Source organism: Bacteroides sp. GM023 (genome assembly GCF_014750685.1).
Classification (GTDB): Bacteria; Bacteroidota; Bacteroidia; order Bacteroidales; family Bacteroidaceae; genus Bacteroides.
The window spans coordinates 503947-529520 of sequence record NZ_JAAXGE010000001.1; the positions used below are offsets into that span (position 1 = coordinate 503947).

Genomic DNA, 25574 nt, shown 5'->3' on the forward strand with positions numbered 1-25574 from the left:
GCAGATTTTATCTTCTCATAAAATCTCCTTTACCACGGAAAAAACGGCAGATTTTGAAATTCAATGACTGTATCGGTTGGAGAATATCGAATACAGGCAATGAGAAATAATATTTTCTGTTACCACCCATTTCTTTGGCTGCCTGGTTGATAATGACGGCTTGCACTGTGTAGCGAATCAGCCAGAGCAATAATGCGATACCTGCCGCCAGCCAATGGAAGCTGAGAATGCCGAATACAATACCGGTGATACAAGCGGCATAGAACAACAGGCGTGACAGGGTTTCAAAACCTAATAGGTAACGTTGCACTCCACGGTAAAAACGTGAGGTAGCTATATAGCTGACCTTTTCTTCTTTCCAGTCTTTATAACGGTAAACAGGTTGTATCCGCATGGTGGCGTTGAAGTCCGTTTCTACACGAGTATTACTGCTGTTGGCTATCTGATTGATAAATAAATCATCTTCTCCGCGTTGCAGGTTCAGATAACTGGAAAAACCTTTCTGTTTGAAGAATAATTCTTTGCGGTAGGCCAGGTTACGGCCAATACCCATGTAAGGCTTTCCGGCCAAAGCAAAGCCCAGGTAACGCAATGACTGGAACAGTGTATCGAATGCGACACGTTTGTGCAGCCATCCTTTGGTGCGGTCATAGCCGCTATATCCCAAAACCACCTGCGTTTGCGAGGTAAAGTTGCGTGCCATCAGTTTCAACCAGCTCTTGCTGGCGGGGATACAGTTGGTTTCCGTGAATACGAGCCAGTCGTGTTTACTGGCTTTGATGCCCAATGTCAGAGCCAGTTTTTTATGGCTGATATAGCGGGCGCTGTCAGGAGTAAAACTGTGGTAAAGATGAGGATATTTCTCTTCCATAAATCCCAGCACGTCTTCTGTCTCGTCTGTGGAAGCATCGTTGATGACAATCACTTCAAATTGCGGATAATCCTGTTCCAGTATGGCAGGCAGGATTTTACGCAGATTATCAGCTTCGTTGCGTGCACAGATTATGACGGAAAGTGGTGGCAATTCCCGTGTGAAGTGAGCTTCCTCTTTACGTACTGCTTTGTTGTGCAGATGTATCCGGTTGTACAAACCGAGATAGTAAATAAGCTGAATGATAAAAAGAATTCCTGCCGCTGATAATGCAATCAGCTCGACAGTATTGAATGTAAATGCTTCCATGAATTATAGTGTCGTTTTTACGCTCACAAAAGTACGCATTTTTTCGGTAGTTCCGTTATCTCGCAGGAAGGTTATTTCGCAAATCCAGATATTCTTTCTTGAACATATCAACGAAAAGAAAGAATAGTGAGAGTAATAACGGGCCGAAAATGACTCCCATAAATCCGAAAAGGGGCAGACCGATGACAACTCCGAAGATAGTAATCAGCGGATGTGTGTCTGCCATTTTCTTTTGAAGGATAAACCGTATCAGATTGTCGGACTGTGAAACAACGATGCCTCCGTAGGCGGCAAGGCCGATGGCATTGAACCAATCTCCACTTATGGCAAGATAGGCGGCTACGGGGAACCATACCAATGCCGTGCCGACCATCGGAATGATGGTGGCAAAACAGGTGAGGAATCCCAGCAACAGAATGTTGGGCGCTCCAAAGATAAGATAACCTATCATGGCGACGCCCCCTTGAATGATAGCCAACAAGGGGATGCCGATAGCATTGGAACGCACAATCATATTGATTTCGTGAATCACTTCCTGTGTATTTGTCTCATTGAACGGCAGAATGGCGTTGACGTATTCTTCCATCTTTTTACCGCCTATCAGCATAAAATAGAGTACAAATACCATGACGAACAAATTGATGGCAAGGCTGCTGACACTTTCCATAATTATTTGTCCGATGCGGGGAAGGATGGAGACGATAAATGACAGCGTATCTTTTCCCAGTACATCATAACCTGTCTTTTCTTTGATAAATTCTGCTACTTGCTGAATGGGTTCGACTAATGTCTGCGGTGCCAGATTAATGTCTTGAAGTTTGTTTACTACCAGCCAGATGGTCAATCCGAGGGGGACAAGGAATACCAGTATAGTTTCTGCCGTAATCAGCAATGCGCCGATGCTGCGTTTCATTTTTCTCTTTTCCGTCAGGTGGTTCATCTGTGTACGCACTAATATATAAATGGTGAGTGCTCCCAGCAGTCCCCCCAGGAAAGGAGTAATTTGCCGGAAGATGATAACTCCCATAAATAGAATGATGACAATGAGGGAATATTTCCAGTATTGTTCTTTGATACTCATATTGTGTAAGTAATTCGTTTATATAATAAACACTCAAAGGACTGGAAAGGTTTGTTTTATAGGGGTATATCTATATGAAAAACTGTTTTGCCGGGTTGACTTTCCTGAATGGCGAGATGCCCGCCGTGGTTACGGATAATTTGCTTACAGAGACTTAGCCCGATGCCGGTACCTTCTGATTTGGTTGTAAAGAAAGGGATAAAGACTTTTTCCTGTAGTTCAGGGAGGATTCCCGGACCATTGTCTGTGATGTCGATGGATATGCGGTCGTCCTGCTGTGCGTGGATACTGATTGTTCCGTCTGCTTTTCCTTCCAGTGCCTGCATGGAGTTTTTCAGAAGATTGAGCAGTACTTGGGAGAGTTGGTTTTTATCTCCGTTCATGTCGATGGATTCGGGTTGGCAGGTGAGTGTGAAGGTGATATGGTTTTCTTTACAGTCACCGGACAGCAGTTCCTGAAGATTTTGCAGGGTGGCGGTAAGTGAGAACAGTTTCTTTTCCGGTTGAGGCAGGTAGGAGAGGTGACGGAAAGATTCGGTAAATTCCAGCAGTCGCTCGCTTTGTGCCTGGATAATGCGGAGTCCGCGGATTGCTTTCTCGTTGATGTCGGGATAGGTGGACAATGTTTGAGACAGGGAGATGATAGGAGCGATGGTATTCATGATTTCATGTGTGAGTACATGGCTCAACTTGTTCCACGATTCGCTTTCCTGGTCGCTTAGTTCGTCACCTATATCCTTGATGGAAAGGATACTGATTGTTTCATCTTGAAGTTTCATTTGGCTTTGGGAAAGGCTGAGCCGTGACTTCTTGTCCTGTGCTTGCAGCAAGGATTCCAGTTGGTGGTATTGGGATGGTTGCGGGCAGTCCAGCAAGGAAAGTGCGGCACTGTTTGCCGTGATTATTTTCCCGGAAGAGTCCCATGCCAGTACGCCGCTCGGAACTTCTTCGAGAAGTGAACGGTAAAAATGTTCCTGTTTGGAATAAGCCGATTGAGTTTTGGACAGCAGGAGATTGATGCGGTTCAGGGAACGATTCAGTTTCTCCTGTTCTTTGCTGACGTTGCGCTCGGGAAAATAAAGCATATTATCCTTGTCTTCTATGGCATCGAAAAAGAGACGCAGCTTTTGGTTGAATGAGTTCAGTTTCTTCACTAATCCGCCGATTTGGAACAGGGAGCAGATGATTAATAATGTTCCTATCGTATATCCGCGCTGCGAGATGATTAACCATATTCCTGTGCCCGAAGTGGCGAGAATAAGCACGATATGCAGTAAGATAATCCAATATATATGTCGGCTGAATATCATATGGTTCAGGGTTTAAATCGTTTCAGTTTATTGTAGAGTGTCTGCCGGCTGATACCTAATTGCTCGGCGGCGGCAGTCAGGTTTCCGTTGTTTTGGAGGATGGCGGTTTCGATGGCTTGCCGTTCTACTTCTTCCAAATTGGGGACGATGCTACCGGTCTGCGGTTTCCAGGTTTGCTTTACCAGGATATCTTTGGGGCGTATCACGTTGCCTTCGCACAGGATAACGGCTTTCTCTATGGCGTGTTGCAATTCCCGTATGTTGCCTGGCCAATGGTAGGAGCGTAGCTTTTCAATCGTTTGTTCATGCATCCGCATTTCCGGTCGTTGGTATTTGGCTGCAAAACGGTGTAGGAAGGTGTCGATGAACAAGAGAATGTCATCTCCGCGCTCGCGCAATGGGGGGATTTCAAGATGGATGGTGTTGATGCGGTAGAATAAATCTTCCCGGAACAACCCTTGTTTTACCATTTCCGGAATATCCTTATTGGTGGCGGAAATCAAACGGATGTCAATGGGGATTACTTTATTACTGCCGATTCGGGTGACATTTCTGTTTTGGAGTACGGTCAGTAATTTGGCTTGCATGGCAAGAGGGAGATTCCCGATTTCATCCATAAAGAGTGAACTACCGTTGGCGGCTTCGAATTTTCCCGGACGGCTTTCATAAGCGTCGGTGAAGGCTCCGCGTTCGTGTCCGAACAGTTCGCTTTCGAAAAGGGATTCGCTGATAGCACCCATATCGACGCCAAGCATTGGCCGGGTATTGCGCGTTGACAGGCGGTGTATCTCTTTAGCCAGCATTTCTTTTCCTGTTCCGTTCTCTCCGGTTATCAGGATGTTGGCATCGGTTTTGGCAACTTTAGCAACCACTTTAATCAGTTGGAGCATTGCCGGAGAATGTCCTGTCAGCATTTCCGTTCTGTTAGTGCTTTCCAGGCGGGAAGATTTATTGTTAGGCTTGGTTGTTCTCTTATCTTCTGTTTTGCTATTGTTCTTATAGGCTTCTTTTATTTTTTGAATCAATAAGTGGTTATCCCATGGTTTGAGCAGGAAATCGGTAGCTCCGTTCTTCAGGGCTTTGACGGCAAGCTCTACATCTCCATAAGCAGTCAGCATTACCACAGGAAGGGAAGGACGGATTTCATGGATACGCTTTAGCCAGTATAATCCTTCGTTTCCGTTATTGATGCCTGCTGAAAAGTTCATGTCAAGGATTACGATGTCAATAGAAGTAGTGGAAAGTAAGGCCGTAATCTGATTGGGATTGGCTGCGGTGCGAACTGTGCTGAATTCATTTTCGAGTAATAACTCCAGTGAAGCCAACACGCTTTTATTATCGTCTACTATTAAAATAGTTCCTGTCTCCATACGCAAGATTGGGGGTATCTACCTGGTTTGAGTGATTTCTTAGTTTTCGGGTAAAGATATTTGTTTTTGATTTTCTCTGCAAGCGAGTGTCCAATATTTAGGCGTTTTAAGGTGTATTTCCTGAAAGAACGGTCAAAATACTTGCGATTTGTCTTGAAATGGAGTGATGTTGGTGATAACGTCCAATTTTTGGACGTTAGGGTGTTTAAATATTGGACGGATAAAATGATGTGATATATGTTACTGCATTTATAATCAGTAGTTTAGTTTTTGTGGCATTGAATTTGCCTGTTATTGGTGCGAAACACGATCACGTCTAATATATAAAGAATGAAATACTTTTGGCTATTATTTTTATTCCCTTCAATGATGTATGCTCAACCGGAAATGAGTTTAGATGAGTGTATCCGGCTGGCCTGGAAACAGAATCCTTCCGTACGGAATAGCACTATTGATATAAAGGCAGCACGTACAGATTATGTAGCTTCTATCGGTGCTTTTTTACCTCGGGTTACGGCTAGTGCGGAAACGGGGAAACGTTTCGGTCGTTCAATGAACCAGGATGCTAGTGGATATACGAAGGAGACTTTTGAAGAAGGTACAGTGGGACTCGATATGACTCTTTCTTTGTTTGAAGGCTTCTCACGTATCAATCGGGTACGTTTTCAGAAAATAAATAAGGAGCGTAGCGAGTGGGAATTGAAAAACAAACAGAATGAGCTTGCTTATCAAGTGACGGATGCTTATTATCAACTGATTTTGGAAAGAAAGTTGCTGAATCTTGCTTTGGAGCAAAGTCGGTTGAGCGAGCGGTATTTAAAGCAAACGGAAACGTTCGTAGAATTAGGACTGAAATCCGCTTCCGATTTGCAGGAAGTGAAAGCCCGTAGAGAAGGGGATATTTATCGTCGCCAATCCCGTGAGAATAGTTGTGAACTGGCATTGCTGCATTTGAAGCAGTTAATGAATTTTCAACCGGGCGATACGCTTATTATTCAGGATACTATTGTAGAAGCAGGACAGCTTCCGCTACTTTCTGTTCCGACAGTGGAAACGGTATATGGGCAATCATTGGAAACTCTTCCCGCTATGCGTATGATTGATTTAAAACAGAAAGCTGCTCGTAAGGCATATGCAGTGGGTGGAGGGGCTTTTTCTCCTTCTGTCTACGCCCGTTTTACGGTTGGCTCTAATTTCTATAATACCGCCTTCTCTGCCAGGCAGTTGAGGGATAATATTGGAAAGTATATCGGTATCGGCATCTCTTTTCCTTTGCTTAGTGGTTTGGAACGTCTGACAAATCAACGAAAGCTAAAGCTGAATTTGTATCGACTGAAAAATGAAGAAGAGCTGGAAAAACAGCAGTTATACACTGATATTGAACAAACGCTTCTTTCCCTTCATGCGGGATATAACGAACATCGACAGGCGTTACAACAACTGGATGCGGAAGGCTTGGTGCTGAAAGAATCCGAGCGGAAATGGGAAGAAGGACTCATCTCTGTTTTTCAGTTGATGGAAGCCCGCAACCGCTTTATCTCCGCCAAAGCGGAATTGGTTCGTGTGCGTCTGCAAATAGAAATGATGATGAAACTGGAGAAATATTACAGGGAAGGGACTTTCTTATAAAGCAAAGTTTCCATTTTCCAAAAAGAATAAATTTATAACAACCCCTATTTTGATTAATACCTTTATGGATACACCTCTTGAACATAAGCCCGGCATGAATCGTAAACACCTTTATGGTATCGGTGGAATCGTACTCGGTGTTGCGATAGTTTTATATTTTGTTTTCAGAGATACGGCTTCTTCCATGTCTGTGGAGAAAGAACGACTGACTATTGCCACTGTCAAGCAAGCTGAATTTAATGATTATATTCGTGTGATTGGGCAGGTGATGCCTAGCCGGATTATCTATATGGACGCCATAGAAGGCGGACGTGTGGAAGAGCGATTGAAAGAAGAAGGGGTGATGGTGAAAGCAGGAGATGTCATTCTCCGGCTTAGTAATCCGTTGCTTAATATCGGAATCATGCAGAGTGAAGCTGATTTGGCTTATCAGGAGAATGAATTGCGCAATACCCGTATCAGCATGGAGCAGGAACGTCTTCAACTGAAACAGGAGCGTATCGGTCTGAATAAAGAGCTGACTTTGAAGAAACGTCGTTATGAGCAATACAAACGTTTGGTGGAAGAAGAATTGATAGCCCGTGAAGATTTCCGGCAGGCAGAAGAAGAGTATATAGCGGCTAAAGAACAACTTGCAGTGATTGACGAGCGTATTCGGCAGGACCATATTTTCCGGGAGAGTCAAATTGGTAGTCTTGACGAAAATATACATAATATGAAACGAAGTCTTGTCTTGGTTCGTGAACGTTTGGAGAACCTGAAAATAAAAGCCCCGATTGACGGACAAGTGGGAAATCTGAATGCGCAGGTGGGACAGTCGATTTCTGCCGGTGAACATATCGGGCAGATAATCACTTCGGACCTTAAAGTGCAGGCACAAATAGACGAACATTATGTGGAACGTGTGATTCCCGGACTTCCTGCAGATTTTACCCGTGATGGAAATACATATAAACTAGAAGTAACCAAGCCTTATCCGGAAGTAAAGGAAGGTCAGTTTCGCACTGACCTTGCCTTTATTTCGGAACGACCGGAGAATATACGTGCCGGGCAGACTTACCATATCAATCTACAGTTGGGCGACCCTGCCCAGGCTATTCTTGTTCCCCGTGGCGGATTCTTTCAAATTACCGGCGGCAGATGGATGTATGTTGTCAATGAAAATGGTAAATTTGCCACGCGGCGTCCTGTGAAGATTGGACGACAAAATCCACAGTATTATGAGGTGACGGAAGGTTTGTCTCCGTGCGAAAAGGTGATTATATCCGGTTATGAATTATTCGGAGACAATGAGAAACTAATATTAAAGTAATGGCTCGCCGCATGCAAATGCATATAAGCCGATAAAAAATGATTCACCATGATTAAAACAGAAAAACTATCTATGCTTTTCACCACGGAAGAGGTACAGACAAAAGCATTGAACGAAGTCACTTTACAAGTGGAACAAGGAGAATTTGTAGCTATAATGGGACCTTCGGGATGTGGAAAATCAACATTGCTGAATATCCTCGGAACATTGGATACGCCTACTTCCGGCTCTTATTTCTTTGAAGGAAGGCAGGTCGATAAGATGAATGAAAATCAACTGACTGCCCTGCGGAAAAGCAACCTTGGTTTTATCTTTCAGAGTTTTAACCTGATTGACGAGCTTACCGTGTATGAGAATGTAGAATTACCGCTTGTCTATTTAGGCGTTAAAGCAACCCAGCGTAGAGAACGGGTGAATAAAGTTCTTGAAAAAGTGAATCTGCTGCATCGTGCGAATCACTATCCCCAACAGTTATCCGGCGGACAACAACAGCGTGTAGCCATTGCCCGCGCTGTAGTGACGGAGTGCAAACTGTTACTGGCTGACGAACCGACCGGAAATCTGGACTCGGTCAATGGTGTGGAAGTAATGGAACTGTTGGGTGAACTGAACCGTCAGGGAACTACTATCATTATTGTTACCCACTCGCAACGGGATTCCATGTATGCGCACCGTGTCATTCAATTACTGGACGGACAAATTGTAGCAGAAAATATCAATCGTCCGTTGGAAAAGAATACGTCATCTAAAAACGAAACGGTATGATAGGGAATTATTGGAATAGTGCCTATCGGAATCTGATGAAGCGGAAGAAGTTCAGTTTTATCAATATTTTTGGATTGGCAATCGGGATGGCATCGGCTTTGCTGATTCTGACTTATGTGACATTTGAATTCAGCTTTGATAAAATGCACACAAAATATACCCATATCTACCGTGTGCAAAGTACCTTCCATGAAGGGGAAGTGCTGACTGACTATTGGGCGACAAGCTCTTTCGGCTATGGCTCTGCCATGAAAGAGAATCTTGCCGGAATTGAGGACTATACCCGGATAGGTTCTTTACTCCAACCGGAACAGATTGTGAAATATGGAGAACTGACTTTGCGCGAGAATCAAATTGCTTATGCCGACCCGGGCTTTTTCCGCCTTTTCGATTTCGAACTGTTGAAGGGGGATAAGAAGACCTGCCTCTCCATGCCGAGGCAAGTAGTAATCACCGAACGTATTGCCCGTAAATATTTCAAAGACGAAGATCCCATCGGGAAGATTTTTATCTTTACCGGAGCTTATGACAAAGTATCGTGTGAAGTGACCGGAGTAATGAAGGAAATGCCTTCCAATTCGCATATTCATTATAACTTTCTGATTTCATATGCTTCTCTGCCTAAGTATATGCAGGAATATTGGTACAAACACGAAGCCTATACCTATGTCTTGCTTGATTCTCCGGAGAGAAAAGAGGAGATAGAAAAAGAATTTCCCGTGATGGCGGAGAAATATAAAACGGAAGAAGCGCTGAAAAATAAAACGTGGGGGGTATCTTTGATTCCTTTGGCTGATATACATCTTACCCCGCAACTAGGATATGAAGCAGAAACGAAAGGCAACCGTTCGGCCATGATTGCACTGATTTTTGCCGCTATCGCTATTCTTGCCATTGCTTGGATTAACTATATCAATCTGACTGTAGCCCGTTCGATGGAACGTGCCAAGGAAGTAGGAGTGCGCAGGGTAGTGGGAGCTTTCCGTAAGCAGTTGATTTATCAATTCTTGTTTGAAGCATTAGTAATGAATCTGATAGCCTTTATTTTGGCTGTGGGATTGATAGAACTGATTCTTCCGTATTTCAATCAACTGGTGGGACGTACGGTTACTTTCTCCGTTTGGTTGATGGATTATTGGTGGATTCTGCTGGTTCTTGTTTTTATTGCCGGTATCTTCCTCTCGGGTTATTATCCCGCATTGGCTTTGCTGAATCGTAAACCGATTACATTACTAAAAGGTAAGTTTCTGCATAGTAAATCCGGTGAGCGGACCCGCCAGGTATTAGTTGTCATTCAGTATACAGCATCTATGATTCTGCTTTGTGGCACACTGATTGTTTTTGCACAACTGAATTTTATGCGTAATCAATCCTTGGGAGTAAAGACCGACCAGACATTAGTAGTTAAATTCCCGGGATACACGGAAGGACAGAATGTCAAGCTGGAAGCCATGAAGAAGGCGATTGCCCGCTTGCCTTTGGTGCATCAGGTTACTTTCTCCGGTGCTGTGCCGGGAGAGGAAGTGGCAACTTTCCTTTCCAATCGCCGTACGAATGACGCCTTGAAGCAGAACCGGCTGTATGAGATGCTAGCCTGTGATCCCGATTATGTGGATGCTTACGGTTTGCAGATAGTAGCCGGAAGAGGTTTTTCAGAGGAGTATGGGGACGACGTGGATAAACTCGTGATTAATGAGACGGCCGTACGCAATTTGGGATTTACTTCTAATGACGAAGCAATAGGTGAGTTGGTGACAGTGGAATGTACCGACGCTCCGATGCAGATTATCGGAGTGGTGAAAGATTATCACCAACAGGCATTGAACAAGAATTATACTCCTATCATGTTAATTCATAAGGATAAGATTAATTGGTTGCCACAGCGCTATATTTCTATTGTAATGACTTCCGGGAATCCTCGTGAATTGGTTTCTCAAGTACAAGAGATTTGGAATCAGTATTTTGCAGACTCCAGCTTTGATTATTTCTTTCTCGACCAGTTCTTTAACCATCAATATCGTCAGGACGAAGTATTCGGTGTGATGATCGGTTCATTTACCGGACTGGCAATCTTTATTTCTTGTCTCGGGCTTTGGGTATTGGTTATGTTCTCCTGTTCTACCCGTACCAAAGAGATGGGAATACGCAAAGTATTGGGCGCTTCCCGTTGGAACCTCTTCTATCAACTGGTCAAAGGATTCTTCCAGCTGATTCTGATTGCGGTAGTGATTGCTCTTCCGGTAGCTTGGTTCAGCATGAATGCCTGGTTGAGTCATTATGCTTTCCGTACTGATTTGAAAGCCTGGTTCTTTATAGTACCTGTATTACTAATGCTGTTTATCTCATTCGTGACAGTCGCTTTCCAAACCATGAAGATAATCATGAGCAAACCGGCACGTTCATTACGTTATGAATAATATCTGAATCACTCCATCGGGTATTCGTTAATATCCGATGGATTTATGTTAAATGTTAACGAATTTGTTGATTCTATTAAACCATGTTATAAGATAGGCTGCTTTGCCCCGAAAATTTGGAGATATGCAGAAAGTCCGTATCTTTGCAATGTGTTTTTCATAGTATTAGATTTAAGGTTAACAAAAGATTGGCTGTCTGTGATAGATAGCTTTTTTTTATGCCCTTTTTTCTGCATGTACATAGCGTCGCTATCCTGTCGGGATAGTTACCCTATCCCATAAGCATACCGTCACTATAACAGGCGGATAGCGTCACTATATTTTAAGCCTTTTCTTTATCAATAAAAACTTCCCGGTTTGTATCAAAAATATGTTTCTCAGCATAAATATGTATTTTCCTATAATAATTCCCTTGCATTCTAAAAAAAATCTCTTAATATTGCATTTGTATTATTTGTCTGACAAATAATACAAATAACAAAAAATCTAGTAATATGAAGATAGAAATCAATCAAACGACATTAATTGATCAGGTAGAAGATAGCTTACTTACCTATTTTAAAAAGAATGACCTGAGACGTGGGGACTCTATTCCTAATGAGAACAATTTGGCAGCAGAGTTAGGAGTTGCGAGGAGTGTTGTCAGAGAGGCGTTGAGCCGTTTGAAAATGATGGGACTGATTCATGCACGTCCCCGCAAAGGAATGGTTTTGACGGAACCTTCTATTTTGGGTGGAATGAAAAGAGTGATAGATCCCCGTGTTTTGAGTGAAGAAACAATTTTAGATCTGTTGGATTTCAGAATCGCGCTTGAAATAGGAATATCAAGTGATATTTTTCGTAAAATAACCGCTAAAGACATTGAGGAACTGAGCGAGATAGTGAAAATGGGAATTGTTTTCGAGAATAACGAGTACGCATTAATCAGTGAATCGGCCTTTCATACGAAACTGTATAAAATCACCGGAAACAAAATAATATCCGAATTCCAGGAAATCATTCACCCCATACTTGTCTATGTGAAAGAAAAATTCAAAGACTACTTGAAACCTATAAATATAGAAATGAGCAAAAGTGGCAGGATAGCTACTCATGCCGATTTGCTCGATTTTATAAAGAAGGGAGATGAGAAGGGATACCGGGATGCCATCGAAAGACATTTCGAAGTTTATAAGATTTTCAAGGTAAACCGGAGCCAGGAATTGATGGCGGAGAAAGAAGAGGGTGAAAAGGTAGAAAGGTTATGAAAAGGTTGCATCTGATAATTTTATGTTTATCCTTAATTTTATTGTCTATGAATACAGCTTGTTTTAGAAAAGGAGAAAAGAGGATAGAGGTACAATGGGAAAATTCATTGTTACTTCCGGGGTGCATTGGTATGTCAGAAAACGTCGGATTAGCAGGTGCATATTCCGGGATAGTGGAAGGAAAGTTGCTTGTGCTGGGTGGAGCAAATTTTCCGGATAAGTATCCTTGGGAAGGTGGCACTAAAACTTGGTGGTCTACTTTATATAGCTATGATTTGCATACGGGGAAATGGACTGTTTATGATAATTTCCTCAATCGTCCGTTGGCTTATGGAGTTTCAATAAGTCTGAAGGAAGGGCTACTATGCATTGGGGGATGCGACCGTATGCAGTGCAGCGATAAAGTTTTTCTAATAAAAGAAGAAGGAGATTCATTTGCGATAGATTCTGTTAGTTATCCATCTTTGCCGATTCCGTTGGCAAATGCAACGGGGGCAATTGGTGATAGCTGTATTTATATTGCTGGGGGGCAAGAAACTATGGTAAATGAACAATCGACTCGTCATTTCTACATGCTTGATTTATTGCATAAAGAAAAAGGATGGCAAGAAATACCGGATTGGGAAGGACCGTCTCTTTCATACGCAGTAAGCGTAGTTCAAAGGGGACGATTTTATCTATTTAGCGGGAGAAGTTATGCTCCGAACGAGGAGACGGTGGAGTATACGGAGGGGTACGTATTTGAACCGAATGCTGGAAAGTGGAGTCAAATATCCGGTTCTTTCCCGGTGATGGCAGGAACGGCTATTCCATATGGAGAGGATAAGATTCTATTATTGGGAGGAGTAGAGGAAATTCTGCCTACAACTCCCGAACATCCGGGATTCAGTCGCAAGTTGCGGATTATCAATACGAAGACAAACTCTTTGGAAGATTCGCTTGACTGTCCTTATCCTATTCCGGTTACTACGAATGTTGTCACTACCGGGAATCAGGTATTCATCGTAAGTGGTGAGATACGTCCCGGCATACGGACACCATTAATTTTGAAAGGAACTTTCTGAAAGTGAAATAAAAAACAATCTAATTAAATGCACTATGAACAATTATGAAAGACTGGAAGGTATGGTTGCGGCCACCTTCACCCCAATGGATGAAAATGGGGACGTGAATTTATCTGTTATTGATAAGTATGCTGATTGGATAGCATCAACTCCTATCAAAGGGGTATTTGTATGCGGTACGACCGGTGAATTTTCTTCATTGACGATTGACGAGCGTAAATCAATTCTTGAGAAATGGATTATTGCTGCTGGCAAGCGGTTTAAGGTTATCGCTCATGTAGGCTCGAATTGTCAACGGAATGCCATGGAACTGGCACGTCATGCCGCACAGATAGGAGCTGATGCTATCGCTTCAATTGCTCCGTCTTTTTTCAAACCGGGAACAGTAGATGAATTGGTTGATTTTTTTGCGCCGATTTGCCAGTCTGCTGCTGAATTACCTTTCTATTATTATAATATGCCATCGATCACAGGGGTTAATTTGCCGGTGGATAGATTCTTGGTAGAAGGGAAGAAGAAGATGCCTAATTTAGTTGGGACAAAGTTTACTCATAATAACTTGATGGAGATGGGGGCTTGCATAGAACTGGAACAACATAGGTTTGAAGTATTGCACGGCTATGACGAGATTCTTATTTCCGGTTTGGCTATGGGAGCTGTGGCAGGAGTTGGGAGTACCTATAATTATATTCCTAATGTCTATCAGTCAATTTTCGAAACAATGAAGGTGAACGATTTGGAAACGGCGCGCAGCTACCAGATGAAGTCTATACGCACGGTAGAAGTTATCATAAAATATGGTGGCGGAGTACGTGGCGGTAAAGCTATCATGAAACTGATAGGTATTGATTGCGGAAGTTGCCGGTTACCGATTAAACCTTTTTCAGTCGATGAATATGAAAAACTAAAAGGTGACTTGGAAGCAATAAACTTCTTTGGATTCTAGCGATAAGAAAGAGGAGACGGACAGTAAAAGTGTATTGCTGGGGTTAGCTACTTTACTTTCTGTCAATCTCCCCCAATCTAGTTAAATGCGTTCAAAATTACCTAAAATAAAGATACTATGAAAGTAAGTAAGAAAATATTTATCATATTTTCGATGATTTTGTTATCGGTGATTCCTGTTGCATCTTTAGGTAAAGATATAAAATGGGTACTGGAAAGACCTGTTATTCCTGTATTGGTAAAAAAACAAGTGAATCCGGTAGTTAAGGTTACATTAATCAGAACAGATAAGCAGCCATATACAATTCGTTTGATAGATGTAAGTCTATTGGGAAGTACGGATGTATCAGACGTCGTTTCTGTAGCAATATACGGTGCTTGTAAAAATGGGATGATAGATACTACTCATATACTTTGTAATCCGGTTTTTACACCACATAGAATATCATTTACTGATAAAGTGAAAGTTGACCAGGATTCTTTATCTTTTTGGATAGCAGTCACTTTGAAAGATACAGTTCCGCTTGATCATCGTATTCAAGTAAATTGTAACCGGATACAAACGACAAGAGGTAGTTTGACTGCTTCCAATAAAGAAGGTAAACCTTTGCGAGTAGGAGTGGCAGTCCGGCAGAAAGGACAAGATGGATGTATCTCGTCTCGTATTCCAGGGTTAGCTACCACTAACAAAGGAACTTTGCTAGCCATTTTCGATGCGCGGTATGATTCTTCTCGTGATTTACAAGGAAATATAGATATAGCTTTACACCGAAGTATGGATAAAGGGGTAACTTGGCAGCCGCTTCAACACATTTTGGATATGGGAGAGTGGGGAGGGCTACCGCAGAAGTACAATGGAGTAAGTGATGCCTGTATCCTTGTCGATAGAAAAACTGGTGATATTTATGTAGCCGGGTTATGGATGCATGGGTTGCTGGATAAAGACGGTAAGTGGATAGAAGGATTAAATGAAAACAGTACGGCATGGATGCATCAATGGAAAGGAAAGGGAGCCCAGCCAGGAACGGGAGTAAGAGAAACTTGCCAGTTTATGATAGTAAAAAGTATGGATGACGGACTAACCTGGAGTTTTCCCGATAACATAACTGCTAAAACAAAGCGTCCTGAATGGTGGTTGTTTGCACCAGCTCCTGGACGAGGTATCACATTGGTGGATGGTACATTGGTTTTTCCTACGCAAGGACGTGATGAAAAAGGAATTCCTTTCTCTAATATTACATTTAGCAAAGATCATGGAAAGACGTGGGTGACAAGTAACCCTGCATATCATGATGTAACAGAATGTAGTGTAGTACAGTTGTGTGACGGTTCTATGATGTTGAATATGCGTGATAATCGGAATCGGGGAAATGAAGAAACAAATGGCCGGAGAATCTGTATAACAACGAATCTTGGGAAAAGTTGGACAGAACATCCCACTTCTCGAAAGGCGTTAGTGGAACCGACCTGTATGGCAAGCTTGCACCGACACGAATATATGGAAGAAGGAAAAAAGAAAAGCATGCTTCTATTTGTAAATCCGAATAATTATAAAACAAGAGATAAACTGACTCTGAAAGTTAGTTTCGATGATGGAATGACCTGGCCTGAAGAACACTGGATTCTTTTAGACCAGTATCGTAGTGCCGGTTATTCATGTATTACCTCTATAGACGAAGATTCAATAGGCATTTTATATGAGAGCAGTCAAGCAGATTTAGCTTTTATCAAAATCAAATTAACAGAGATTTTAAAGTAAATAAGTATGAATAATAAAACTTCAAATATATATCCTTGGGTAGTTGTCGGATTGCTTTGGGTGGTTGCTTTGCTCAACTATATGGATAGGCAAATGCTTTCCACAATGCGTATCCCAATGATGGAAGATGTTCGTGAATTGGAGTCTGCTGCTAATTTTGGTCGCTTGATGGCTGTCTTCCTGTGGGTATATGGCCTGATGAGTCCTTTATCGGGCATAATAGGTGACCGCATGAGTCGTAAATGGTTGATTGTAGGAAGTTTGTGCGTATGGTCGGGAGTTACTTTTCTGATGGGATATGCTACCACTTTTAATCAACTTTATTGGCTGCGAGGTATTATGGGAATTAGTGAAGCTTTATATTTACCTGCTGCATTATCACTGATTACTGATTTCCACAGAGATAAAACTCGTTCGTTAGCAGTGGGAATACATATGACCGGATTGTATGTGGGCCAGGCTATCGGTGGATTCGGAGCTACTTTCGCAGCGATTTATTCTTGGCACACAACATTCCATTGGTTTGGCATTATAGGCATAGGCTATGGCATTATCCTGGCATTTTTTTTACGAGACAAAGAGCGAGGAGTAGTTGTTGAGAATCAGAAGAATAAGAAAATACCTGTATTGAAAAGTTTGGGAATGTTATTTTCCAATGTTTTCTTTTGGATTATTCTGTTTTATTTCTGCGTGCCGGGTACTCCAGGATGGGCGGCCAAGAATTGGTTACCGACACTTTTCTCCGAAAGTCTCTCAATCGATATTTCGGTAGCAGGTCCTATGTCAACTATTTCTATTGCTCTGTCTTCACTGATTGGCGTATTGGCAGGTGGTTATATCTCCGATCGTTGGGTACTCAAAAATGTTCGTGGAAGGGTCTATACCGGTGCTTTAGGCTTAGGACTTATCATACCTTCTCTGCTGTTTATCGGTTATGGCCATTCTATTTTTGCATTGGTGACGGGTGCAGTCTTGTTTGGAATAGGTTTTGGAATGTTTGATGCGAATAATATGCCAATCCTTTGCCAGTTTGTATCTGCACGTTACAGAGCGACAGCCTATGGTATTATGAATATGTGTGGTGTATTTGCCGGAGCTGCCATAACAAGTCTGTTAGGTGAATCTATGGATGCCGGATATCTGGGACGTGATTTTGCGTTACTTGCTATATTGGTACTGGCTATGCTAATTATTTTGGTCGCTTGTTTGCGCCCTAAAACAATTGATATGAAAGATTAATCTTTAATTTTTTAGTTATGTTAAATGCACAATTCTTTTATAACAAGATGACCTATATACTGGGAGTCTTGTTGATGTTTCTCTATTTATGTCCCCCTTCGGTCCAGGCTTCGCCTGATCAATCGGGTACAAGTCCTAAAAAAATAACAGTAAAAGGGACAGTTTTGGATGATGCTAAAGAACCGTTAATAGGGGTTTCGGTTTTGGTTAAAGGCATTGATGGAGGAACGATAACAAATGTTGATGGTAAATTTACCATTGAAGCACCCTCTAACGGGGTATTGATATTCTCATACATTGGTATGGATACGCAGGAAGTCGATATTAAAGGTCGACAAGATATTATTGTAACGATGAGGAGTGGGGTAGTTGCCTTGTCGGATGTTGTTGTAATTGGCTATGGAGAAGCTTCCAGGCGTACTATTACTTCCTCTATTTCCAAAGTAAATGGAGATGTTTTGAATGATATACCAATATCTTCTCCTGTTGAAGGTCTGAAGGGACGTATTTCCGGAGTTCGGGTAGTACAAACCAATAATACTCCTGGTGGTGGATTCTCTATAAAAGTAAGAGGTGGTTCTTCCATAACACAAAGTAATGCGCCTTTAGTATTGGTGGACGGAGTAGAACGTAGCATGGATGATCTTAGTCCGGAAGATATTTCTTCTATAGATGTATTGAAAGATGCTGCTTCTACAGCTATATATGGTGCGAGAGGGTCTAATGGAGTAATATTAATATCTACGAAGAAAGGAAAATTCAATAGTGCTCCCAGGATTACATTTGAAGCGAGCCTGGCTTATCAGGAACCTGAGACTTTACGTGATTTCCTGAATGCGGAAGAATATATTAATATTTTAAGACCGGCTATTGCCATTAGTCCGTCTCCACAATGGAACCAGAGTTCCGGGTATTCGGCTTCTTCCGGTAATACGGGAAGTAGTATCTACTCTACTCGTTATTATAATGAGGGAGATGTACTCCCACAAGGTTGGAAAACAATGCCGGATCCTTTGGACCCCTCAAAAACTTTGATGTTTTGTGATACAGACTGGCAGGGTTTGATGTTTGGATCAGCTCTTTGGCAGAATTATCATTTAAGTATAGATGGAGGAAGTAATATAATTCGTTATAATGCTAGTGTAGGATATACGGATGATGGAGGAGTTGGCTTGGCAACCGGTTATAAGCGGTTTAACTTAAAAAGCAATGCGGAAGCTAAGATTTCGGATAATCTGACTGTGAATGTAAATGTCAGTTTCCAAAGAACTTCATCTGAAGCTTATGCAAATCAACGGGATGCTATTTCCCGTGGATTATCGGCTACTCCTACCCAAATTGTTTATATGGAAGATGGAACTCCGGCACAGGGGTACAATGCTACTTCGCAAACTCCTATTTTTTATAATTATTATAATGATGACTCTGATGTGACTAAATATCTTTCTTTAGCAGGGAATCTGAAATGGCAGATTCTGCCACAATGGTCTGTTAATTTGTCCAGTTCATATTATGATACCACAAATAAGCAGAGAACCTTTATGAAGTCAAACTACTACTCACAATCCCGTGAGGCAACGTCTACATGGACTGAAACGAATCGGTTGAAAACAGAGTTATATACCCGATATAATTTTAGTATAAAGCAAAAACATAATGTAGATGTTATGGTAGGTTATGCTTATCAGAAGAGGGATTATGAAAAACTATATGCTTATGGTACGGGGGGAAGTAGTGATAAAATTATTACAATTGATGCTTCATCCGAAACATTAGGTTCTTCTACAATGAATAAAGATGTTGAAGTCGGATTTTTTGGAAGACTTAATTATAATTTTAAAGAGAAGTATTTGCTTACTCTGACAGGGCGTTATGATGCTTCTTCCAAGTTTGTGGAAGATAATCGCTGGGGATTTTTCCCAGGTATGTCCGCGGGATGGATTATTAGTGAGGAAGATTTTATGAAAGGTATTCATTGGCTGGATTATTTGAAAGCGAGATTTAGTTATGGTACAACTGGTAATAACGGAATTGGTGTTAATGATGCTTTAGGTAAATATACGGCTACTTATAAGTATAATGGCAATGCGGCGGTCAGAGGAACAATTCTGCCTAATCAGAATCTGACGTGGGAAACGACTACACAAGTTGATTTGGGGTTTGAGTTGGGTGTATTGGATAATCGTGTTTATTTCTCCTTTGATTTTTATAATAAGAAAACCAAGAACTTATTGTATGATATGAGCTTGCCTAATACGACCGGCTATTCGTCTATCAAGACCAATATGGGATCGGTACGTTTTTGGGGATATGAATTAGAGTTGACGACACAAAATATCAATTCTAAAGATTTCAAATGGGAATCTAAATTCGTATTCTCGCAAAATAAGAACAAGGTTCTGAAGCTTCCTAATAACGGAATGGAAAAGAATCGTACAGGTACGAGCGACTATCCAATATATTCTAATGGAAATGGAACCTTTTTTGGAGGATTGGCAGAAGGAGAGCCGTTATATCGTTTCTACGGATACAAAGCTATTGGAATTTATCAAACAGACGAGGAAGCGGCAAAAGCCGAATATGACCAATTGGCAAGAGGATTTAATTATAAGGACGGAACTAGCGTTGCCGGTCGGAAATTTGCCGGTGATTATATGTGGGCTGACAGAAACAAGGATGGTGTGATTACAAAAAATCAAGATTTATTCTGTTTAGGGACAACGGAACCGACTGTGACGGGAAGTATTGGTAATACCTTTACTTATAAAAACTGGTCATTGAGTGTTTATATGGACTATGCGTTAGGACACTCTATTTATGACGAAAGTTTCAGCAGATATTTCTATTCTACTTTCTCTACAAATTATGCATTGGCAAAAGATGTACAGAAGTGTTGGAGTCAGCCGGGAGATGTCACTCGATATGCGAAGTTCTGGGCTAATGACTCGGGGACAGGACAAGGTAACTTTAATCGAATATCCAATGTGTTCACCTATAAAGGGGATTATTTATGCATTCGGGATGTGGCGGTGAGTTATAGGTTTCCTAAGAAGTGGATGCAAAAGATTAGTATTGAGAACTTGCAGTTGACATTATCCGGAAGCAATCTCTATTACTTTACAGCTGTGAAGGGAATTTCTCCCGAAATAGGGACCGCTTCAACCTATAATAGTTCCTATAGTAATTATCCTCCTGTAAGACGGCTTGCTGTGTCTGCAAAGGTTACTTTTTAATCACTTAAACACTAGAACAATGAAAACTAAAACAATAAAATACTTATTATTTCTATTGCCATTAGGGTTGTTTTCCTGTATCGGAGATTTGGATGTGATACAGAAAAGTACCATAAACTCCGAAAATATGTGGCAAAATGAGGGTGATATGAAAGCTGCCATGTATGGGTCTTTTTATTCTTTCCGGAATGCGTATAAAACAAACTTGAGTTATTGGGGGGATTTTCGTTCAGGATTAATAGGACCGGGATTGGGTAGCTTCAATGGAACTGCATTGGTTACAAACAAACTGACTTCATCCGAAACTAAAGGAACTAATTGGGAAACTCTGTATAAGAGTATAAATGACTGTAATATGATTCTCAAATATGTTGATGAAGTCTCATTTCAGGACGAAAGTGCGCATAATCAGATTAAAGCGAATGCATATTTCTTGAGGGCTTATATGTATTTTACGATTGCCAGAGTATGGGGAGATGCTCCGCTAATGCTTGAAGGTATTGAATCGGATCAAGGGGATATGATGCCGGAAAGAGCAGATGCTGCACTCCTTTATGAGCAAGTGAAGAATGATATTATAGCTGCTTCAGAATCCATGCCTGCTTCTGTTACGGATCGCACTACAGGTTCGCAAGCTGCCATAAATATGTTGGCTACCGATTATTATTTGTGGATGTATAAGTGTAGGAACGGAGAAAAGGATGCACTAAATAAAGCATCTGAAGCAATTGGTAATGTTTTAGGAAACAAGAATTATTCATTGCTTCCTGATTATTCTAAAATATTTGATATCAAAAGTAAAAATAGTGCAGAGATTATATTTACCATGCATTTTGAACAGGATGAAGCTGAAGGTGGTTATCCGGCGAGCTATTTGATTCCGGATAGTAAATATACGGATGATAAAAAGTATAGGGACGCTAATGATGTGAAAACAGGAAGTCAAGACCAGTGGTATTCTCTTAGTAGTACTATCCAAACATTGATAAATGAAGATAGTAATGATAGCCGCACTAGCACGACATTTGGAGTATTTACAATTCCCGAAACAGGCAATACTTATTCCTGGATAAACAAATTCACAGGTGAATGGACTGATAATACTCGTTATTTTGTTTCAGATATTCCCATATATCGTTATGCAGAAGCGCTTCTTTTCAAAGCGGAAATAGAAAATGAGTTGGGTGGAACACCTGTTCTTTATCTGAATCAGATTGCCGAACGGGCTTATGGAAAAGAAGATTATTATCCATCTACTCTGACCAAAGTAGAAATTAATGAAGCTATTTTCAATGAACGGCTCAAAGAATTTGCCACTGAAGGTAAAAGTTGGTGGGATTACATTCGTATGGGATATGTTTTTACAAAGATACCATCACTGTTAGGAAGGCAGAGTGAGACTAATATCTTACTATGGCCTATATCTTCAGACTGCTTTGAAAACAATCCGAATATTCGTCAAACCGTAGGTTATAACTAATTATTAATACAGAATTATATGAAAATTAGGTTATTATACATACTATTTATCTTCTCTGTTTTATGCACTGCTTGCGGAGATGATTTGAAATTCGGTCCTAATCCCGGTACTGTGATTCCTGAAGAACTGGTAGAAGAACCTGGCGGAAATGAAGAACCGGAAATAAGCTATCCGGATAATCGTAAGATTGTAGAGAGCTTAGTTTATGAAGCGGGAAAAGATAATCATATTTATTTTCGAATACCGGCACTAACTGTTACAAAGAAAGGAACTATACTTGCTTTTTGTGAAGCGCGTAATACAAAAGCGGATTTTTATGAGGGTAATGAGGGCAAATTCCCGGTTGAGCCAGTAGGAAGTACTAAAGATTTAGGTGATATTGATCTAGTCGTCAAACGTTCTACGGATGGCGGAGCCACTTGGGAGAATATGATAACGGTTGCGGATGATTTTGATAATACTTGTGGCAATCCGGCTCCTGTTGTAGTTGAAGCGACAGGAAGAATATATCTTTTTTGGTGTTGGGGGCGTTATCCTAATCAATTGAAAAGTAATTGGGTTCAATCCACCTCTGATGGTCATACCCGGCGTGTTTTCTATTGCTATTCGGATGATGACGGACTGACTTGGAGTACCCAGTACGATTTGACGAGTCGGCTAAAGAAAAGTGATTGGAGCTGGTACGCTACTGGACCTTGTCATGGCATTCAGAAACAACTTGCTCCTCAGAAAGGCCGGATTATAATTTCGGCTAATCATCGGGATAATGGTAATAAGGACAATTATTCTCATATTATTTATTCAGATGATAATGGTGCTACCTGGCAGCTAGGTGGAAGAACTGAAATAGGTGGAAATGAATCAAGCCTGACGGAGCTTGCAGATGGAAGTCTGTTGATTAATATGCGCCGAGTAGTGAAAGATACAAATGGTAATGATTTACCATCTGATTACAGAGCTTCGGCAATAAGTAAGGATGGAGGTATTACGTGGGGTAAGTCGGTTATCAATCAGGATTTGATAGATCCCGGATGTCAGGGAGCCATTGTTAATTATCCGGTTGCTAAGAATATTAGTAATACTTTGTTGTTGAGCAATACTCATCATTCTTCCTCGCGTTCTAATCTTTGTATATCCAAAAGTATTGATGGAGGAACTTCCTGGACTACCCCGTTAGTTATATGGAGTGACAGGGCTGCTTATTCGGATATCGTGGTTCTGCAAGATGGCTCAGTATGTGTCATTTATGAGAATGGTTCAGGAAAATTTGGGAAAGCTAATCCGAATGAACAGATAAGCTTTTACAGAATTCCACCTTCTCTTTTGGGAGATAAGTTAAATCTTTAATGATATAATCAAGTATAAATTATGAAGATAATAAAAGTATATATCACATCTGTATTAGCCCTTTTACTGATATTATTTATTGGATGCGAAGTAGACTATAAGGATGTAGATACATTAGGTAAGGCAGATTCCGGTTCTGCTGAGATCAATGTAAGTCTGAATTTATTTGTGGCAGGCAATTGGACTCCTGATCAGGTGTCTGCGACAGAAAAAGAAATGAAAGTAGAAAAGTATGATCTTTTTGTTTTCAAAGTATCATCCGAAGGTAATTATTTGGAGTATAAGGAAGTGAATATTGTACCGGATGCATCCGAAACAGTATCTTACAACCAGAATATAAAAATCGGTAGCAGGGACATAACTTTACCAACAGGAGGAACGAAACGAGTGGTAGTAATAGCTAATGCTAGTGGAAATTCCAATTATCCTGCTTTGTGCTCACTGGCAGAGAGTACACAAGCTGATTTTTCAGATGTCACTCTCTATGAGAACTTTATCAATGATTTTTCTGTAAAAGCGAGTAAGCAGCAGACTTCTCCATTTGTTTTGATGGGAAATGCACTGGTAGCTAATGCAGATACGAAAAATGTAGGTATCACTTTAGCTCCTCAATATGCGAAGATGAATATAAAAAACAAAACTGGCGGCTCTCAAACAAGCGGGCTCTATATTTCTTCCGTACAATTGAAAAATGTACCGGAAAGTGCATTTCCTTTTATAAATGATTATAGCAAGAAGCTTCCTCGTTTTGTAGACTATGATACCAACCTGATAGAGAATGGTTCTATTGAAAATGTATTGCTTGACAGATTATATCTTTTATATACTCCGGGCACAGGAAATGCCTCGGCTGACTATAGGGTAACAATTCTGATAAAAGGAAAGAAGAATGGTGTTGATTTTGAGAAGGAATTCCCATGTCCTAATCCGATGTACGCGGGCTATCTTTATAATATGATTTTATCATTGTCGGGAAATGAAGTCGAAGCGGAATTTGTACCCAATTGGTCGGATGGTAATTTCTCAATCAGTGGAGTGCATCTGAAAAATAATAAGATGACTTTCCCGTTTACAGCGGATAAATACTGGGGATATGAGATTAATTGGGCTACTAATATGGCTGGAACAGTAGAAGTGGAGAAATTGGGAACTGAATCCTGGTATAATGTTGCTGTGGAAGATAATCTTGTGCGAGTGTGTTGTTTGGATGACAATACTTCCGGCATAGAACGAACAGCGTCATTTACTATTGGCCTTGGAAAGAAGAAAGAAACAGTAGAAATCGTTCAACAGCCAATGCCTTCCACTATTATGTTTAACGGTATGGAATGGTTGGATCGGAATTTAGGAGCAATCCTGCCCTCTACAGAGGAGAATATAACTCATTCTGATACCTATGGCTATTATTATCAATGGGGAAGAAACATTCCGTTACCAACTTTTGGAACGTTAGATGTAGTGGCGAGTGATCCGAGCAGGACAATACAAGATGCGCATAATATGAGAGAATTTATATCAGCGTCATCAGATTGGTATACAGCAGTTTCTGTCAGTGACAAGACAACAACTTGGGAAGATAGAACGGGAAGTTTGGGCAATCCATGTCCTGCTGGTTATCATGTTCCGAGTTACAGAGAATATCAAACCATTTTGCCGTATAAGAATTCAGCAGGCATTGGTAGTTTTGCATCGGTGAGCTATAAAATTAATTCAGCTGAAATTTTAGATGATACCGAAACGCTGTATAATACGCTTTATGTGACTTCAGATAAAGAAGGGGCTACCATATATGCTATAAAAAAGTATCAGACTGATGGCGCATACTATTTGAGATTACGTCGAATAAAGACAGCTTCCGGCATTTATTTGCGTATTGATCGTCTTCCCGGTAATGCGGAAAGTGATTTTATTGGTGAAGATGCCAATGCTAAGTTGGCTGCTGCCACGGCTGTTTTCAACTCAACAACCGTGGGAATGGAGACTATTTATTTTCCTGCGACCGGCAGACGAGACAAGACTTCCGGAGAACCTGTAAATCAGGGAATAAATCTTTATGGCTGGGCTGCTACTTGCTGGGATGTAAGCTCCTCTGGTATTTATTTTGATCCGTTTGATGGAAATACAAGAATTTATTGTATTGCTCAAAACAGAGCATTTGGTCAGACTGTTCGTTGTATAAAGAATTATTAGAATGAA

The 25574-nt window shown here is 41.1% G+C and carries 17 protein-coding genes; 13 read left to right on the forward strand and 4 right to left on the reverse strand.

Going from position 1 to position 25574, the window contains the following annotated elements:
- Positions 1 to 7: 7 nt before the first annotated feature.
- From HC965_RS01840 to HC965_RS01855, 4 genes are read right to left on the reverse strand one after another with little or no spacing between them, the layout of a single operon-like run.
- Complete coding sequence (locus HC965_RS01840) at positions 8 to 1180, reverse strand: glycosyltransferase (protein ID WP_191029826.1); 1173 nt, start codon at positions 1178 to 1180, stop codon at positions 8 to 10.
- A gap of 55 nt (positions 1181 to 1235) precedes the next feature.
- Complete coding sequence (locus tag HC965_RS01845; protein ID WP_191029827.1) at positions 1236 to 2261, reverse strand: AI-2E family transporter; 1026 nt, start codon at positions 2259 to 2261, stop codon at positions 1236 to 1238.
- Between the two features lie 56 nt (positions 2262 to 2317).
- Positions 2318 to 3571 carry a PAS domain-containing sensor histidine kinase gene (locus HC965_RS01850; RefSeq protein WP_191029828.1) on the reverse strand — a complete coding sequence of 418 codons (1254 nt, stop codon included), beginning with the start codon at positions 3569 to 3571 and terminating at the stop codon, positions 2318 to 2320.
- 5 nt (positions 3572 to 3576) lie between these two features.
- Entirely contained in the window at positions 3577 to 4941 is a 1365-nt protein-coding gene (locus tag HC965_RS01855; protein ID WP_191029829.1) for a sigma-54 dependent transcriptional regulator, read from the reverse strand.
- A 330-nt stretch (positions 4942 to 5271) separates the two neighbouring features.
- Here HC965_RS01855 and HC965_RS01860 point away from each other — a divergent pair, with 330 nt between their 5' ends.
- From HC965_RS01860 to HC965_RS01920, 13 genes are all read left to right on the forward strand, one after another.
- Positions 5272 to 6570, forward strand: a complete 1299-nt coding sequence (locus HC965_RS01860) for a TolC family protein (protein WP_191029830.1) — start codon at positions 5272 to 5274, stop codon at positions 6568 to 6570.
- Between the two features lie 64 nt (positions 6571 to 6634).
- Positions 6635 to 7882, forward strand: coding sequence for an efflux RND transporter periplasmic adaptor subunit (locus HC965_RS01865; protein WP_191029831.1), 1248 nt, complete (start codon positions 6635 to 6637; stop codon positions 7880 to 7882).
- Between the two features lie 48 nt (positions 7883 to 7930).
- Positions 7931 to 8647 (forward strand): ABC transporter ATP-binding protein, encoded by a 717-nt coding sequence (locus HC965_RS01870; protein ID WP_191029832.1) that lies wholly within the window; start codon positions 7931 to 7933, stop codon positions 8645 to 8647.
- Positions 8644 to 11064 carry an ABC transporter permease gene (locus HC965_RS01875; RefSeq protein ID WP_191029833.1) on the forward strand — a complete coding sequence of 807 codons (2421 nt, stop codon included), beginning with the start codon at positions 8644 to 8646 and terminating at the stop codon, positions 11062 to 11064. The genes HC965_RS01870 and HC965_RS01875 overlap by 4 nt, the downstream gene beginning before the upstream one ends.
- Before the next feature lie 494 nt (positions 11065 to 11558).
- Positions 11559 to 12311, forward strand: coding sequence for a FadR/GntR family transcriptional regulator (locus tag HC965_RS01880; protein ID WP_191029834.1), 753 nt, complete (start codon positions 11559 to 11561; stop codon positions 12309 to 12311).
- A gap of 47 nt (positions 12312 to 12358) precedes the next feature.
- Positions 12359 to 13375 carry a hypothetical protein gene (locus HC965_RS01885; RefSeq protein WP_191029835.1) on the forward strand — a complete coding sequence of 339 codons (1017 nt, stop codon included), beginning with the start codon at positions 12359 to 12361 and terminating at the stop codon, positions 13373 to 13375.
- A 34-nt stretch (positions 13376 to 13409) separates the two neighbouring features.
- Entirely contained in the window at positions 13410 to 14321 is a 912-nt protein-coding gene (locus HC965_RS01890) for a dihydrodipicolinate synthase family protein (protein ID WP_191029836.1), read from the forward strand.
- Between the two features lie 117 nt (positions 14322 to 14438).
- Positions 14439 to 16079, forward strand: a complete 1641-nt coding sequence (locus tag HC965_RS01895; protein ID WP_191029837.1) for a sialidase family protein — start codon at positions 14439 to 14441, stop codon at positions 16077 to 16079.
- Between the two features lie 6 nt (positions 16080 to 16085).
- Positions 16086 to 17318, forward strand: coding sequence for an MFS transporter (locus tag HC965_RS01900; protein WP_191029838.1), 1233 nt, complete (start codon positions 16086 to 16088; stop codon positions 17316 to 17318).
- 47 nt (positions 17319 to 17365) lie between these two features.
- Positions 17366 to 20551 carry a TonB-dependent receptor gene (locus HC965_RS01905; protein ID WP_223854636.1) on the forward strand — a complete coding sequence of 1062 codons (3186 nt, stop codon included), beginning with the start codon at positions 17366 to 17368 and terminating at the stop codon, positions 20549 to 20551.
- Between the two features lie 19 nt (positions 20552 to 20570).
- A complete protein-coding gene (locus HC965_RS01910) occupies positions 20571 to 22031 on the forward strand; it encodes a RagB/SusD family nutrient uptake outer membrane protein (RefSeq protein WP_191029840.1) in 1461 nt (486 codons plus the stop codon).
- A gap of 18 nt (positions 22032 to 22049) precedes the next feature.
- Entirely contained in the window at positions 22050 to 23378 is a 1329-nt protein-coding gene (locus tag HC965_RS01915; protein ID WP_191029841.1) for an exo-alpha-sialidase, read from the forward strand.
- 21 nt (positions 23379 to 23399) lie between these two features.
- Positions 23400 to 25568, forward strand: coding sequence for a fimbrial protein (locus HC965_RS01920; RefSeq protein WP_191029842.1), 2169 nt, complete (start codon positions 23400 to 23402; stop codon positions 25566 to 25568).
- Positions 25569 to 25574: the final 6 nt, after the last annotated feature.